11 protein-coding genes are annotated in these 16,572 nt (G+C 68.0%); 4 read left to right on the forward strand and 7 right to left on the reverse strand.

The annotated features are described in order from the left end of the window. Window positions 1–43: 43 nt before the first annotated feature. Window positions 44–1,381: a sensor histidine kinase gene (locus ACXJLH_RS13990; protein ID WP_457444731.1), complete on the reverse strand. Its 1,338-nt coding sequence runs from the start codon at window positions 1,379–1,381 to the stop codon at window positions 44–46. 174 nt (window positions 1,382–1,555) lie between these two features. Between ACXJLH_RS13990 and ACXJLH_RS13995 the strand changes: the two genes are divergently transcribed. The 4 genes from ACXJLH_RS13995 (at window position 1,556) to ACXJLH_RS14010 (ending at window position 8,414) form a co-directional block, all read left to right on the forward strand. Next, entirely contained in the window at window positions 1,556–1,924 is a 369-nt protein-coding gene (locus ACXJLH_RS13995) for an Hpt domain-containing protein (protein WP_056199185.1), read from the forward strand. 7 nt (window positions 1,925–1,931) lie between these two features. Then, window positions 1,932–4,154, forward strand: coding sequence for a putative bifunctional diguanylate cyclase/phosphodiesterase (locus tag ACXJLH_RS14000; RefSeq protein WP_457444733.1), 2,223 nt, complete (start codon window positions 1,932–1,934; stop codon window positions 4,152–4,154). 176 nt (window positions 4,155–4,330) lie between these two features. After that, window positions 4,331–6,208 carry a GGDEF domain-containing protein gene (locus tag ACXJLH_RS14005; protein ID WP_457444735.1) on the forward strand — a complete coding sequence of 626 codons (1,878 nt, stop codon included), beginning with the start codon at window positions 4,331–4,333 and terminating at the stop codon, window positions 6,206–6,208. Window positions 6,209–6,371: 163 nt separating this feature from the next. Beyond that, window positions 6,372–8,414: an autotransporter gene (locus tag ACXJLH_RS14010; protein ID WP_457444737.1), complete on the forward strand. Its 2,043-nt coding sequence runs from the start codon at window positions 6,372–6,374 to the stop codon at window positions 8,412–8,414. Between the two features lie 7 nt (window positions 8,415–8,421). Here ACXJLH_RS14010 and ACXJLH_RS14015 read toward each other — a convergent pair whose 3' ends face one another. From ACXJLH_RS14015 to flhB, 6 genes are all read right to left on the reverse strand, one after another. Next, a complete protein-coding gene (locus ACXJLH_RS14015; RefSeq protein WP_457444739.1) occupies window positions 8,422–9,687 on the reverse strand; it encodes a methyl-accepting chemotaxis protein in 1,266 nt (421 codons plus the stop codon). A gap of 132 nt (window positions 9,688–9,819) precedes the next feature. Then, window positions 9,820–10,533, reverse strand: coding sequence for an RNA polymerase sigma factor FliA (locus ACXJLH_RS14020; protein ID WP_056199199.1), 714 nt, complete (start codon window positions 10,531–10,533; stop codon window positions 9,820–9,822). 98 nt (window positions 10,534–10,631) lie between these two features. Continuing rightward, window positions 10,632–11,408, reverse strand: coding sequence for a flagellar biosynthesis protein (locus ACXJLH_RS14025; protein ID WP_200955297.1), 777 nt, complete (start codon window positions 11,406–11,408; stop codon window positions 10,632–10,634). Between the two features lie 8 nt (window positions 11,409–11,416). After that, on the reverse strand, window positions 11,417–13,078 hold the full coding sequence (flhF, locus tag ACXJLH_RS14030; RefSeq protein ID WP_457444741.1) for a flagellar biosynthesis protein FlhF: 1,662 nt from the start codon (window positions 13,076–13,078) through the stop codon (window positions 11,417–11,419). Continuing rightward, window positions 13,075–15,165 carry a flagellar biosynthesis protein FlhA gene (gene flhA / locus ACXJLH_RS14035; protein ID WP_056199209.1) on the reverse strand — a complete coding sequence of 697 codons (2,091 nt, stop codon included), beginning with the start codon at window positions 15,163–15,165 and terminating at the stop codon, window positions 13,075–13,077. The genes flhF and flhA overlap by 4 nt, the downstream gene beginning before the upstream one ends. A 95-nt stretch (window positions 15,166–15,260) precedes the next feature. After that, window positions 15,261–16,436 (reverse strand): flagellar biosynthesis protein FlhB, encoded by a 1,176-nt coding sequence (gene flhB / locus ACXJLH_RS14040; protein ID WP_056199212.1) that lies wholly within the window; start codon window positions 16,434–16,436, stop codon window positions 15,261–15,263. Window positions 16,437–16,572: the final 136 nt, after the last annotated feature.

Consider the following 16,572-nt stretch of genomic DNA (forward strand, 5'->3'; position numbering starts at 1 on the left):
GGCTAGGGAGCGGCCCGGCGCTCGGCCCGCAAAGCAATGGGCGTCAGCCCAAAGTGAAATAGAAACGCGAGCCCTCGCCCACGGCGGATTCGGCCCAGATGTCACCACCATGGCGGCGAACGATGCGCCGCACCAGGGCCAGGCCGACACCGGTGCCCTGGAAGTCGCTGGCGCTGTGCAGGCGCTGGAAGACGCCGAACAGGCGCTCGGCAAAGCGCATGTCGAAGCCGGCGCCGTTGTCCGACACGACGAAGACGCGCCGCCCGCCCTGCTGCACGCTGCCAAAGCCGATCTGCGTGCACTCGACCTTGCCGCTGTACTTCCAGGCGTTGCCCAGCAGGTTCTCCAGCACCATGCGCAGCAGCGTCGGGTCGCCCTGCACCGTCAGGCCCGGTTCGATGTCCAGCACCAGCTCGCGCTGCGGCGCCCCGCGCTTGATCTCTTCCATCACATAGCCGGCCTGTTGCGACAGGTTGACAGGCTGGCACGCCAGTGGCCGCGTCGACAGCTGGGAGAGCGACAGCAGCGCGTCGATCATGCTGTTCATGCGAGCGGCAGCGCTCATGACGCGGTCGAGGTGGTCATTGCCGACGCGATCCAGCCGCGCGCCATAGTCTTCCTTGAGGATGCGCGCAAAGCCCTCGACGACGCGCAGCGGCGCGCGCAGATCGTGGGAGACCGTGTAGCTGAAAGACTCATGCTCGGCGGCCAGGTCGGCGGCCTGCGCCGGCTGGGGCGCTGGCGTCGCCTCGGCGGGCTCGTCGGGGCGGGCCGTGCCCAGGTAACCAGCGAAATGGCCGTGCGAGTCGATACAGGGCAGGCCGCGCAGCCGCCAGGCGGTGCTGCCATCGGCAGCGGCGAGCTGCAAGTCGACAAAGGGCTGGTGGGCACCGAGGCGCTCGCGCAATTGGGCGGCCGGCTCGGCAACCTCGAAGCGCTCCCACAGCTGCTGGGTGCTGGCGCCCGCACCCACCCAGCTCGATGACGGCGCGCCCTGCGGCGCCTGCCAGCGCACCAGGCGGTGCTCGGCATCGGTGGCCCATTGCCAGTCACGCTGCAGCTGGGCCTGCATCAGCAGCTGCTGGCGCACTTCGCGCAGGGGCTCGGCCAGGCGCTGGCGCGTCAGCCGCACGCCGGCATGCCAGCCCAACGCAGCCGCAACCAGCAGCAGGACGCCGGTGAAGAATGCCGTCAGCACCAGGGCCGCGTGCACGAGGCCAACCTCGCCGCCCCAGACCCGCATCAACGCCAGCACCACCAGGCCGCCCAGTACCAGCATCAAGATGGAGACCGTGGCCAGGGTCAGCATCAGCAGCCGCATCGGCAGTCGTCGCTCCTGGCGGCGCGAGATGAGCGCGCTGTCGTCGCTGAGGCTGTTCATGCGCTTCATTGTAGGCAGCGCTTCCCCAGCAACAGGGCCTGGGCATGCCCGGCGTCGCCCGATGTCAATAACCACAGCGCAGCCGGCCGAAAGTGTGCATTCCTTCGCGTTTGGCCCCCCTCCCACCCGAGATACATTTAGGCGTGCCGAGTCCCCTGACCCGCAGAACAGTCCATGACCGCCTCACAGCCCGCAGCCCTGCTCGATCCCGAGGCGATTCGTCGCCTGCGGGAACTCGACCCGAGCGGCGGCAACAAGCTGCTGGAACGCGTCGTGGCGGCGTTCTCCAACTCACTGGACCGTTTGCTGCCCGACCTCGCCCGCGCTCGTGAAGGCGCTACACCTGACCTCGCCGTCGTGCGCCATGTCAGCCACACGCTGAAATCCTCGTCGGCGAGCCTGGGCGCCATGGCACTGTCTGCGCGCTGCGCCGACATCGAAACCATGGTGCGCGATGGCCGCGTGGACGGCCTTTCCGAGCAGTTGGACGCTATGCTCCAAGACATCCAACAGGTACGCGCGGCGTTGGCCGCGCTGCTCTAAGAGAAGCATGCTGCCTACCGGTCAAGCCCTCGACGACCTCCCGCCGCGCCCGCGCGTGCTGCTGGTGGACGATGACGAGGTCAATCTGCTGTTGACCGCCGCCGCGCTGCGCGAGCGCGGCTTTGAAGTCACCGAAGCGCCCAGTGGCAGCGAGGCCCTGGGCCTGCTGTCCACGCGCACGCCCGACGTCGTCGTGCTGGACGCGCTGATGCCCGAGCTCGACGGCTTCGAAACCTGCTCGCTGCTGCGCGCCACACCCGGCTTCGAATCCCTGCCCGTGCTGATGCTGACCGGCCTGGACGATGAAGCCTCCATCAACCGCGCCTACCAGGCCGGCGCGACCGACTTCTTCGTCAAGTCGCCGCAATGGAGCCTGCTCGACGGCCGGCTGCGCTATCTGCTGCGCAGCTCGCGCACCCGGCTTGAGCTGGAGCGCAGCAAGGCCAAGCTGGCGCGCGCCCAGGATCTGGCCCGCATGGGCAGCTTCGAATGGTGGCGCGACACAGCCGCCAGCTTCGCCATCTCCGCCGAGGGCCTGCGCGTCTTCGGCCGCGGCCCACAGGACCGGCTGGACTTCATCGGCGTCATGCGCATGGTGCCGGCGGACGACCGCCATGTCTTCCTGCGCCTGCTGCGCGACGTCATCGCCCACACCTCGGTGCTGGTCACCGACCTGCCACTGACCCTGCCCGACGGCCGCCAGCGCGTCGTCCATATCGAGGCCGAGCCCGAGTTCAATGAGCAGGGCGGCGTCAACGGCTACACCGGCATCCTGCAGGACGTGACCGACCGCCGCCAGGCCGAGGACCGCATCCGCCAGTTGGCGCACTTCGATGCGCTGACCGGCCTGCCGAATCGTCGCCAGCTGATCTACCGTGTCGAGCGCGCCATCGAGAGCGCGCGCCGCGGCGGCCACGAGGTTGGCCTGCTGCTGATCGACCTGGACCGCTTCAAGGTCATCAACGACACCCTGGGCCACGCCGCCGGCGACGAGCTCCTCGTCGAGGTCGGCCGTCGCCTGCGCAGTTGCGTGCGCCATTCCGACCAGATCCTGGAAGGCGTGCTCGACGGCCTGGGCAACCGCAGCCATCGCGGCCTGGAAGCCGTGGGCCGCCTGGGCGGTGACGAGTTTGTCGCCCTGCTGCCCGAGGTGGCCGACGAACGCGATGCCGAACGGGTCGCCCAGCGCGTGCTGGACGCCCTGCGCGAGCCCATCTTCGTCGGCGGCCAGGAGTGCTTCGTCACGGCCAGCGTCGGCATTGCGCTGTACCCGCGCGACGGCCAGACCATGGCCGACCTGCTGCGCAATTCCGACGTGGCGATGTACGCGGTCAAGAGCCAGGGCCGCAATGCCTCGGCCGTCTATTCGCCGCAGCTGGCCGGCCACGGCAAGCAGAAGCTGGAGCTGGAAAGCGCCCTGCACAAGGCGCTGGAGCGCAATGAGATCGTGCTGCACTACCAGCCCAAGATCGACGTGCGCGCCGCCCGCATGGTGGGCGCCGAGGCGCTGATGCGCTGGCAGCGTGGCAATGTGCTGGTGCCGCCGGCCGATTTCATCCCGCTGGCCGAAGAGACTGGCCTCATCGTGCCGCTGTCCGAATGGGCCCTGAAGGAAGCGGCCCGCCAGGCCAAGCTGTGGTCACTGCAGTTCGGCTTCAGCGATTCCATCGCCGTCAACCTGCCCAGCCGGCTGTTCGAGCGTACCGATCTCGTCGAGCACATCCACCAATGCGTCAGCGCCTATGGCGTGCCGCACCGGTCGATCCAGCTCGAGATCACCGAGAACAACCTGATGAAGGACCTGCAGAACGTCATCCCGTCTCTGCATCGCCTGAACGAAGTGGGTGTGGAGATCTCCATCGACGACTTCGGCACCGGCTATTCGTCCCTCGCCTACCTGACGACGCTGCCGATCTCGGAAGTGAAGATCGACCGCACCTTCGTGCGCGACCTCGGCATCACGCCGCAAAGCTCGGCCGTCGTCACGGCCATCATTGCGTTGGCGCGGGCCCTGGGCTTGCGCGTCATTGCCGAGGGTGTCGAGACGCTGCGCCAGATGGAAGTGCTGCACCGCCTGGGCTGCTCGCTGATGCAAGGCTTCCTGTTCAGCAAGGCGCTGCCGCCCGATGAGCTGGAGCGCTGGATCGCCCAGACCGTGCTGCCGCGCAAGGCGCCCTGGATCACGCAGGCCGACGGCAGTACCGACGCCACATCTCGCGGGCAGCGTTAAAGAAATGACGCCCCTCGTCCAAGGTGTACCTTGGCCGGTCCCCCAGGGGGACGGCGATGCTTGCCGGCTCGACCGGCAAGCACATCGCCAACGCGGGCCGGCTAGGGAGCGGCCCGGCGCTCGGCCCGGATGTTTCATGTGCCGCATATGCGGCATTTGCCGGATGGAAAGCTGACATGCGCTCTCAGTTACCGCCGGCCCAACTGGCCAAGGCCGCGCTGCAGCGCCTCGCCCAGGCCAGGCTGGAACCCACACCCGAGAACTACGCCCGCGCCTACGCCATCGAAAGCGGTGGCGAGCCGGCGCAGGCCGCCAGTGGCGCCACCAGCGCCGTCTCCGAGCGCCTCCAGCAGCTGATGTCCAAGCTGATCAGCCTGGCCCTGCCCTCGGGCAGCACGCGCCAGGAGCTGCAGACCGCCTTGCGTGAACAAAAGCTCGACGAACTGCAACGCCAGGTCGACAAGCTGCTCGACGTGGCCGGCCCCGCGGCCCAGGCCGAGGCCCTGGCCCTGGCCATCGAGCGCCTGGTGCGCGGCCTGGAGCGCGGCGGCAAGCACTGGACGCTGGCGCGCAAGAAGGACGGCGTCAACCGTGTGCTGGAGCTGGGCCGCAACGACAGCGGCAAGCTCGTCAAGCGCCTGGGCCAGCTCGTCGCGAGCTGGGACAAGGACGGCGATGGCAGCGGCGTGGAGACGGAGGAGGACGGCGGCACGCCCAGCCAGTTCTTCTCCGAGAGCACATTTGCCGAGACGGGCTTTGGCGAAACGTCCCGTTTTCGCGAGAGCACCGGCTTTGGTGAACTCAGCCGCACCGGCCTGCGCGACACGCCGCCGCCGGTTGTTGACACCAGCCCCCACTGGGCCGACGTCAGCAGCGAACTGAACGGCACGGTGCGCCATGCGCTGCGCTCGCCGCAGACCGAGGCGACGCCTGCCGACGCCTTGATGCGCGAGCTCGACGCCGCCCAGGCCGAATTGAAGTCCCATGGCGCCAGCCCCGACCGCGCCACGCAGATGGCCGCGCTGTGCCTGCGCGCCCGGCATCTGCTGGACCACCGCCGCCATCTCTTTGATGAACTCGGCGGCCTGTGCCGCGAGCTGAGCGGCAGTCTCGTCGATCTGGCCGAGGACGATTCCTGGGCCCGAGGCCAGGCCGAGGCGATGAGCAACGCACTCGCCCAAGGCCTGTCGGGCCGCGGCGTGCGCACCGTGTCCGAACTGCTGTCGGGCACACGCGAGCGCCAGCGCGCGCTGCGCGAGGAACGCTCCAAGGCGCGAGACTCATTGAAGGGCCTCATCCAGCGCATGCTGGCCGAACTCGGCGAGCTGGGCCAACACACCGACCGCTTCCAGACCAGCGTCGGCCGCTATGCCGAGGCCATCGAGCAGGCCGATTCGCTGGAAAGCCTGACCGGCACCGTGCGCGAGATGGTCGAGGAGAGCCGCAGCGTGCAGAGCCTGGTGTCCCAGACTCAAGCGCGCCTGACCCTCGAGCACGACCGCGCGGCCGCGCTGAACCAGCGTGTCGACGAGCTGGAGGGCGAGCTGCGCCGCCTGTCCAACGAAGTCCACACCGACCAGCTCACGCAAGTGGCCAACCGCCGCGGCCTCATCCAGGCCTTCGGCATCGAGCAGGCCAAGGCCGAGCGGGAGTCAACTCGCGTGGCCCTGGCTTTGCTGGACATCGACAACTTCAAGAAGCTCAACGACAGCCTCGGCCATCATGCCGGCGACATCGCGCTGAAGTCGCTGGCCGAGCGCACCCAGGCCTCGCTGCGCCCTGGCGACATGGTGGCGCGCTATGGTGGCGAAGAGTTCGTGCTGATGCTGCCCAACACGCCGCTGGACGAGGCCCAGCAGGTGCTCGTGCGGCTGCAGCGCTCGTTGTCCAGTGCGCTGTTCAACCACGAGGGCAAGGACGTCTTCGTGACCTTCTCGGCCGGCGTCACGCTCTACCGCCCCGGCGAGACGCTGGAAGCCGCGCTGGACCGCGCCGACGTGGCCCTGTACGAGGCCAAGCACACCGGCAAGAACCGGGCGTGTATCGCGGAGTGATTTGCACGGGCGCGTCCCAAAGCAGGCTGCACGCCAACTTTGACGCGGTTCCCCTGGGGTGAACGGAAAGTTGCAATTGGCACTCCGGCCGGGAGCGGGCTCGCCGGCATGATGCGCGCGGGCGCGGCAACCGGCGCTCGCAGATCATCCAGCAGGAGCCTCCTTGCGTTCGACCTTTACTGGCGCCAGCCGGCGCGGAATTTTATTGGCCGGCTGCGCCGTCCTCACGACGGCCTGTGGCGGCGGTGGAGACGCCACCAGCACGAGCGCGACACCGGACGCCTCCGCCCTGGCGGTCCAGGCTGCCAGGGACATCACGGCGGACGTCCTCGCCAATCGTGACATCACACTGGACGGTACCGCCGTCATCAAGCTGCCCGCGGGCACGACGACTTATTCCGGCATCATCAGCGGACAGGGCACGCTGCGCCTCATGCCCGCCGCCGGCACGGGCACGCTGACCATCACGCGCACCAGCACGTTCACGCTACCGACGGCCCAGCAAGTCCAGGTCGTCAAAAAGACAATCTATCCCGGCGCAGGCTATGCGCTGACTCGCACCGGCTTGAACCCGCCGGTGCTGACCATCGATCCCGGCGCCACGCTCCAGATCGGCACCAACACCAGTGCCGACAGCTCGCCCAACATCATCGCGACGTCCGACAGCAAGAATGAGGCGAGCCTGATCAACCGGGAGATCAACCTCAACAACATCCTGAACAACGGCACGATCATCCTCAGCAGTGCGCAGTTCGTGCTGCTGGGCCAGATCAGTGGCAGCGGCAGCATCGTCCAGGCCCCGGACGTCTGGGGCGGCAACTCATCGGGTGGCGTCAATACCTACTCGGGTGTGCTCGCTCTTACCGTCGGGCAGGATTTCGGCAGCAACCATGTCGCTGCATCGCTGGCCAATGCCAAGGCGGTCCTCAACGAAGGCTCATGGCTGGTCTGGAGCCCGCCAGGCAGCGTCGTTACGGTGACGCAGAACATCTATGAAGCGGCCTACGGGAACGACATCAACTTCCACGCCATCGGCCCGTCGACCATCGTCATGTCGGGCGTCTACAGCCACACCGACAACAGCCCGCACAACCATCCCAACCTGGTCAACCCGGGCCTGAGCGACCTCAGCTTGAACTTCGCCAAGGTCATCTACCGCGGCGGCGCGAACGACGTCAACGGCAACGACGGCAGCTACCGCGGCATCAACATCGAGCGCGGCGCCGGCGTCGTCCAATGGGGCGACGGCACACACGCCAACTTCTTTCTGCCGTCGGCGCCGTCGCCGGCCGACCCCTACCCGACGCTTGGCAAGAAGAACGCCTACATCAACCTGCGCAGCGGCACGCTGGCCTTCAACTACAACGGACCGGTGACTCTGCACGTGGGCATCACCGGCGGCGGGGGCGGCCCGCACCGGGATGGCGCGGTCGGTACGGGCAACGTCAAGGTCATGCCGACGCCGGGCAACGACGTGACCTTCGCCCAACCGCAGAACTACAACGGCACCACGACCATCGGCGCCAACGCCATCCTGCGCCTGGGCACAGGAACACCCGTGCCGCTGAACTACATCACCGTCAATGCGAGCAAGGGCAAATCGACCTTCCTGCAGGCCACCTACAGCGGTGACGCCAGCCTGCTGACGGCCGAGTCGCCCAATGGCGTGGCGAGCAATGCCATCGTCAACGACGGCCAGCTCATCGTCCAGAACACCACGACCGCGATCACGCTGTCCAACATCAGCGGCAGCGGCAGCCTCGCTCACAACGGCGCTGCTGCGCTCACGCTGCAGAACAACAGCTACAGAGGTGCCACGCTGCTCAATGGGGGCACCACCTGGGCCGGCAGCGCCAATGCGATGGGCACGGGCGACGTCGTCAACAACGCGGCCCTGGGGCTGGCCAGCGGCCAACATGAATTGGCGCTGGGGGGCAGCTTCCGGCAGGGCGCGACCGGCCAGCTCACGCTCTCTATCGCCGGCATCGCACCTGGCGTCACCCACGACCATGTCAGCGTTGCCGGGCCTGCCATGCTCGGTGGCAGCCTGGTGCTGAACTTCAGCGGCAGCTACGCCCGGGGGCAGAAGCTCGTGCTGATCCAGGCCACCGGTGGCCTCAGCGGTGCGTTCAGCTCGATCAGCAGCAATGGGGCGACCGTGGCGCCCGGGCAGGATGCCACGAGCTTCTTCGTCACCGTGCAGTAGCTCCCGATCAGAAATTGAAAGCCAGGCGGAGTCCGCCCCAGTGCTTGCCGGCGACGATGATGGGCGCCGCGGCCTCCTTCAGGATGACGAAGCGGCCACCGCCCATGTCGCGCCGATAGGTCTGCAGCAGGAAGGGCCGCGTGTTGCGTGCCGAGGCCAGGCCGGTGCGGTCGTTGAAGATGCGGCGGTAGCGGCTGTTGGCCGTGTTCCAGACCGTGTCGCCCGGGCGCTGCGGCTGGCAGTACTTGCGGTTGTGCGTCGCGATATAGCCGTTGCGGTCGGCCGCGATGCAGAACACCACCTTGTCGCTGAAGGCCAGCATCTTCTCCTGCACGGTGGGGAAGAGGCGATCCGTCAACTGGCAAAAGCGCGTCGTGTGCTGCTGCGGCGCCGTGCCTTCGATCGGGCGATATTTGTCGTCGAACAGATCGGCCTGACTGATCTGGCCACCGCGTAGCGCCTCTTCGAGCAGGGTACCGATCTCCGCGGCGGCCTGCTGGGCGGTGCGGATGAAAGGCATGTCGTCGACCTCGACGCCGCTCTCGGCGATCTGCTCGACGAGCTCCTCGGACATGCGCAGGAAGCGGTCGCTGCCGTCGAAGGCCACCTTGAGGCCGTGCGAGGCCTGGGACACCTCGCGCTCCAGCTCATGGGCGCGTTCGTTGAGCAGGCTCATCTGCTGGCTGCTCTCGCCGGCCGACGCGGAGATGCGCTGCACGTCCTGCTCGACCTCGTGGAAGGCGGCGTGGATCTGGCTGGGCTTGGCCGGGTTCTCGGTCAGCTCGGCGCTGAAGCGATCGATGCGCTCCTGCAGGCTGGCGATGGCGCTGACGATGGCCTTGGACGAGGCCTCGACCTGGCCGGCCAGCGCCTTGACGGCCTCGGCAACGACAGCGAAACCTCGCCCGGCATCGCCCGCGTGCTTGGCTTCGACGGCGGCGTTGAAGGCGACCAGGCGGGTTTGCAGGGAAATCTTGGTGATCTCGGCCGCGGCGCCCGACACCTGGGCCAGCGTGGACGCCATGCCAACGACCTCGCCACCGACGACGCCGAGCGCGCCGCGGGCCCGCTGCACTGCGGCAGCGCTCTGGGCGGTGGCGGTGGTGATGGCGGTCTGCGCCTGACCAATCTGGTTGAGCTGCTGAGCCAGGGCCTGCATGGCCTGGCTCTGGGCCTGGACGATGCGCTGGGTATCTTCCAGGGCACCACGCACTTCCGCGGCATCCTTGCCGACCGTGGAAATCGAGCGGGCCAGCCGCTTGACGACATTCAACGCCGCACTGTCATCTCGCCGGACGGGCTCATCCCGAGTGATGGCGGGGGAAGAACCTCCGCCCTTGGGCCACTTGAACATGCATTTGTCCCCGCTTATTGGCCGGGGCTCGGCAAGAAGTGGCCCCGTAAATTACCAGTCACGCAGCTTAACGCGCAACCTTGCAATCGACTGACTGTGCAACTGGCACACGCGGGACTCCGTGACCTTGAGCACGGCCGCAATCTCCTTGAGATTCATGTCGTGCTCGTAGTACATGCTCATGACGAACTGCTCGCGTTCGGGCAGGTTCTTGATGGCGGCCACCAGCGCCTCGCGCATGCGGTGGTCCTGCAGCTGGGCGACGGGGTTGGCACCCTCGTCGGCCACATGGCGGTCGAGGTAGTCGTTGTCACCGTCGGCGCCCGACATATCTTCCAGATAGACCAGCTGGGTGCCTCGCACCTTGCCAAGCAGCTCCTGGTATTCGGCCAGCGGCAGGCCCATCTCGGCGGCGATCTCGTCCTCGCGCGGCGCGCGGCCCAGGCGTTGCTCGACCTTGTGCACCGCGACTTCGATCTCACGCTGCTGGCGGCGCGTGCCGCGGCTCATCCAGTCGCCGCCGCGCAACTCGTCGAGCATGGCGCCGCGGATGCGCTGGGTGGCGAAGGTCTCGAACTGCACGCCCTGCTCGGCGTCGAAGCGCGACAGCGCATCGGTCAGGCCGATCAGCCCGACCTGGATCAGGTCATCCACCTCCACATTGGCCGGCAGCTTGGCAATCATCTGGTGCGCCAGGCGTCGGACCAGCGGGCTGTACTGCTTGATCAGCGTGCTGTTGTCGAGGCGGCCTTTGGGTGTGTACATGGTCAGCTCCGCACGGCCGCCCGAAGGGGCTGAAGCGCCCCCGCGGGGGGCAGCGAACGCAGTGAGCGTGGGGGCATCATGTTTGGTCTCCGGCGAGATCAATGCGCAGCGATGAACGGGGAAGACGCCTTGCGCGCCGGGCGCAGCGGAGTCGCGTCGGAGGCGGCGTCAACGGCCGCTCCCGGGGGAGCTGCAAGCAGCAGCTCGCGGGCGAGATGGCGCAGTTCAGGCGTGAGTGGTGCGTGCTGGGAGGCTCTTGGGTCCAGGCAGGCCCAATCGCGCAGCACCGCGCCGAGGAAGCCGTCGGCGCAGGAATGAAGCTGTTGCGCGATGCGGGTGGCCACGCGCAGTTGAGGGTGGCAGGCCATCAGCAGACTGTAGACCATCAGCCCCGCTCGTTGTGTGAGCCATTTCATGCCCGCGTAGGCTTCCGTGACGCTGGCGGGCTCGGTATCAGCCAGCAACAGCGGGCGCACCTCTCGCAGGGCCACGATGCGGGCGAGTTCGGCCGCCGGGGCGTGCAGCAGGATGACGTCGGCGTCGGGTGCGGCGTCAGCCACGGCCTCCAGAAAGGAAGCCGCCGAACCATGGGCATTGATGTGGCGCAGCGGCAGCCCGCGCGCGGCAAGGTAGGACACCTTGGGCGACAGGCGCTCGATGCAGTTGGACAGATCGACGCTGGCCAGCTCCGAGGGCTTGGCCGAGTGTTCACCGGCGTCGACGACCAGGGTGTTCAGGTTCAGCTCGGCAAAGGCCGCGCACAGGCCTTCCAGCAGCACGCCGGCCCCCATGACGCGCGGATTGCTGACAACCGGCACGAAGCGGGTCTTGGAGGCGGCGAACAGCCGCCGCAGGCCGTGGGCTTGGTCTTGCATGATGGACATCAGTGGACTGCCCTCATGCCTTCGGTCAGCGGCGCACCGGCAAAGATGAGATTGACGTCGGTGTTGTCCATGCGCCAGGCGCCCGAGGCGGCGCCCTTGAGCGCGCGCTGCACCAGGCCGACGCTGGGCAGGCGGTGCCAGTCTTCCGGCACGCGCTGGCCATTGGCCACGCCCAGCACCTTGAGCTTGTGGCGGATCAGGGTGTCCAGGGCCGGGGCGAGCTTGACGGCTTCGTCGATCTTGCTGAGCACGACGCCTTCGCAGGCCGCGCCCTTCCAGGCGTTGACGACGTCTTCAATGGTTTCACCCTGCTGGGCTGCGTTGATGACGAGCAGCTTCTTGATGCTGGGGTGGGCCAGCATCTCCAGCAGCTCCTGGGTGCGGCTGTCGCGCTGGGCCATGCCGGCGGTGTCGATGAGCACCAGCTTCTTGCTGGACAGCAGGTCGAGCAGGTCATCGAGCGAGGCGCGGTCGTGGGCGGTGTGCACGGGCACGCCGAGGATGCGGCCGTAGGCGCGCAGCTGCTCGTGGGCGCCAATGCGGTAGGCGTCCAGTGTGATGAGGCCGAGCTGGCTGGCACCGAACTTGGTGGCGAAGTGGGCAGCCAGCTTGGCGGTCGTCGTCGTCTTGCCGACGCCGGTGGAGCCGATCAGCGCGAACACGCCGCCGCGGTCCTCGATGGCCGGGGCGGCCTCATCGGTATGCAGGTTGCGTGACAGCACATGGGCGGCCCAGGCGGTCTCGTCGGCCGGGTCGGCGGGCGAGCCGGGCTTGAACTCGGACGGGCAGCTCTCGGCCAGCTTGCGAACCAGGGCCGGGCTGAAGCCCAGTTCCAGCAGCTTTTGCGTCAGACGCGCCTGCACGGGCTGGCGCTGCAGCTTTTCCATGAAGGCCAGCGACGAAAAACGTTCTTCGATCAGGCCACGCATCTGGCGCAGCTCGGAAGCCATGTCCATCTGGTTGCGCTGGCTGGCATTGGGCTGGCCGGGCAGCGGCATGGGCTCCACGGCACCGATGTCGCTGAGCTGCGGCACCGCGCGTTGCGAACTGGCTGACGGGATGCGGATCTCGTCGCGCAGCACGGGCGGCGCCGGGCGAGGTTTAGGCTGAGGCTGAGATTGAACCGGTGCAGCGGCGCGCTTGGGTGCCAGCGCGGCAATGGCCTCGGCGGCGCGGCGCTCGCGCTGCTGGCGGGCGGCGTCCAGGGAGGTAGCCGCCGGCTGGGTCGGCGGCGGGGCGATCCGCGGTGCCGTTGCGATGGGATCGGGCTGGCCCGTCATCTCGGCCTGGCGGCGGCGCAGCACGCGCTCGCGCACATAGTCCTGGAAGCTCAGCGTGCTCATGGCGAGTTGCTCGACGTCGCCACTCACCTCGGGGCTGCCGAAGCTGGGCTCCATGCGGGAGCGGTCGGCGAAATTGGCACGGGCGGCAGGCGCCTGCGGTTGCACGGTGGGCGGCGGCACCTGCGGGCGGGGCTGGCTGCGCGGCGCACTGTGGGCCATCTGCTCGATCTGCCCCATGCCTTCCGGCGCCATCGCCAGCACCTCGACGCCTTCTGGCACGGTCTTGTTGGACAGCACGACGGCGTCGGCGCCGAACGCCTGCTTGACGAGCGCGAGCGCCTCGCGGGATGTGCGAGCGGTGAATTTGCGGACGTTCATGCTGTGCCTCCGATGATGGAGCCGATGCGGATGGTGTGGGTCTCAGGAATCTCGCTGTGGCCGAGCACCTTGAGGCGGGGCGCGGCGCGCCTGAGCAGGCGCGCCATGGGCGCGCGGATCAGGTCGGGGACCAGCAACGTGGCGGGCACGCCGCGGTCTTCCTGCTTCTGGGCGTTCTCGGCGGCGCTGCGCGCCAGCGTGTCGGCCACGCCCGGGTCGAGTGCTGCGCCGTGCGGCGAATTGAGGGCCTGGGTGACGAGGCGCTCCAGCTCGGGCTCGAGCGCGATGACGTCCAGCTCCTTGGTGGAGCCGTAGATCTGCTGCACGATGGCCGGCGCGATATGGGTGCGGATGCGGCGTGCCAGCTCGACGGGGTCGGTGACGGCGGCGGCATGCTCGGCCAGGCATTCGACGATGGAGCGCATGTCGCGGACGTGCACGCCCTCCTCCAGCAGCAGCTGGAGAACGCGTTGCAGTGTGGCGATGCTGACCATCTTGGGAATCACGTCTTCGATCAATTGCGGCGCCTGCTTGGTGAGGTGTTCCACCAGGGCTTGTGTCTCCACGCGGCCCAACAACTTGGCCGCGTGCACTTGCATCAAGTGTGAAAGATGGGTGGCCACCACGGTCGAGCAATCAACGACCGTAAACCCGCTCATTTGGGCCATCTCCTTTTGCCGCTCCTCGATCCACACGGCCGGCAGGCCGAAGGCGGGGTCGGTCGTCGGCGTGCCGATGAGCTTTTGCGTCGCATGGCCGGGGTTGATGGCCAGCCACATGCCGGGGAAGGCCTCGGCCTCGCCGACAACGGCGCCGCGCAGCGAGATGCGGTACTGGCTGGGGCGCAGCTCCAGGTTGTCACGGATGTGCACCGGCGGCGGCAGGAAGCCGACTTCCTGCGCGAACTTGCGGCGCACGCCCTTGATGCGGCTCAGGAGGTCGCCTTCCTTGCTCTTGTCGACCAGGGTGATGAGGCGGTAGCCGACCTCCAGGCCCAGGGTGTCGACCGGCACCAGGTCTTCCCAGCTCGCTTCGCCGGCGCCTTCGCTGCTGGGCATGATGGGCTTGACGGCCTTGGCGGCTTCCAGCGCCTGCTCCTTGCTGCGCAGCCAGTAGGCCAGGTAGCCCAGGCCGGCGGCGATCAGCAGGAAGACGACGTGGGGCATGCCCGGGATCAGCCCCAGCGCGGCGATGACGCCGGCCGTGATGGCCAGCGACTTGGCCGAGCCGAACACCTGCTTGCCGATCTGGCTGCCGATGTCCTTGTCCGTGCCAACGCGCGACACCACCATGGCAGCCGCGACCGAGATCAGCAGGGCCGGCACCTGGGCCACCAGCGCGTCACCGACGGCCAGCAGGATGTAGCTGTCGGCGGCCTGGCCGGCGGACAGGCCATGCTGGGCCACGCCAATGATGAAGCCGCCGACGATGTTGATGGCCAAGATCAGCATGCCGGCGACCGCGTCGCCACGCACGAACTTGCTGGCACCGTCCATGGAGCCGAAGAAGTCGGCCTCGTCGGAGAGTTCCACGCGGCGGCGCTTGGCCTCCGCTTCGTTGATGAGGCCGGCGTTCAGGTCGGCGTCCACGGCCATCTGCTTGCCGGGCATTGCGTCCAGCGTGAAGCGCGCACCGACTTCGGCGATGCGCTCAGCGCCCTTGGTCACGACGATGAAATTGATGACCACCAGGATGGCGAAGACGATCAGGCCGACCGCGAAATTGCCGCCGATCAGGAAGTGGCCGAACGATTCGATGACCTTGCCGGCGGCGCCCGTGCCAGTGTGGCCCTCCAGCAGCACCACGCGCGTGGAGGCGACGTTCAGCGACAGCCGCATCAGCGTGGTCAGCAGCAGCACGGTCGGGAAGGCCGCGAAGTCCAGCGGCCGCACCATGTGGGCGGCGACCATCATGACCATCACGGCCATCGCGATGTTGAAGGTGAACAGCAGGTCCAGCGCGAAGGGCGGCAGCGGCAGCACCATCATGGACAGCACGAGCAGCACCGCGATGGGCGCGCCGAGCGCGGCGATGATGCCCGCGCGTGGGCCGAGCAGGGCTTGGAGTTTGGCGGTGAGCTTATTCATGCGGCAGGTCTGGTCTCACCTGCATTCTTCGCGGCGGCCCGGAAAACTTGAGCCGGAGAAACGGCGGGAAAGCCGGGCTGTTCTCCCCGCAGCGCTCACTCCGTGAAGTCTTCCTCGGGCTCGGGTGCCCAGCCCGGCTTGTTGTGCGGGTCGAGCTCCGGCGGCACATGCGGATGCGGCACATCCGGGCGGGCCATGTTGCGCGAGGCCAGGGCGGCGCGCAGCTGGTAAACGTACGCCAGCACCTGGGCCACGGCACCGAACAGCGCGGCGGGAATCTCGTGGTCGACCTTGGCATGGGCGTAGAGGGCGCGGGCCAGCACCGGCTGCTGCAGCACCGGCACCTTGCTCTCCTTGGCCAGGTCGCGGATCTTCATGGCCAGCAGGTCGGCGCCCTTGGCGATGACCTTGGGCGCGGCCATCTTGCCTTCCTCGTACTTCAGCGCGACGGCGTAGTGGGTCGGGTTCATGACCACCAGGTCGGCCTGCGGCACGGCGGCCAGCATGCGGCGCTTGGCCATTTCGCGCATGATGGCGCGCATCTTGGCCTTGATCTCGAGGTTGCCTTCAACCTCCTTCATTTCCTGCTTGACCTCTTCGCGGCTCATGCGCATGCGGCGCAGCCAGAGCTGGCGTTGCAGCGGCACGTCGATGGCGGCAAACACCGCCAGCGCGACGGCCAGCAGGCCGAGGCCCCCCATCAGCTGCTGGCCCGCGTAGGCCAGGGCGGACGGCAACGGCACGGACATGATGCCGACATAGGCCGCCAGGCGGTCCTTCAGCACCATCGCGCCGACGATGCCCAGCACCAGGGCCAGCAGCACGGCCTTCAGGGCCGAGCCGAACCCCTGGCCGGTGAACAAGCGGCCCAGGCCGGCGAGGGGGTTGAGATGGCTGAACTTGGGCGCGAGCGGCTTCATCGTCCAGTTCCAGCCGCCGCTGGCCAGGTTGCTGGCGATGCCGACGATCACCAGCACCGCGGCGATCGGCCCCATGACGGCGGCGAAGGCCAGCGTCATCTCAGCCAGCCGCTCGCCCATGAAACCCTTTTGCGCCAGCAGGCGGGCGTCGAAATGCAGGCCGGTGATCAGCATCTGGCGCAGCTTCTCGACAATCTGCGGCGCGCCCACCGACAGCACGGCGCCGCCAGCGACCATCATGGCGAAATGCGGCAGGTCGCGCGAGCGCGGCAACTGGCCCTCGGCCCGGGATCTTTCGATCTTCTTGGGCGAGGCGGGTAAGTTGCGATCCTGTGCGTCGTGGTCGGCCATGGTGGTGCTGCAGCTGAACCGAATTGTTCGAGGCAGCCGCTGAAACTTGAGCGAGAAAAGCAGGGTGGATGCCCGGCTAATCCCAGCCGGGCCGCAGCGCGCCGGACCAGGTGTGCAGGATTGCCGCCGCCAGGGT

This window comes from Roseateles sp. P5_E4, assembly GCF_054049255.1.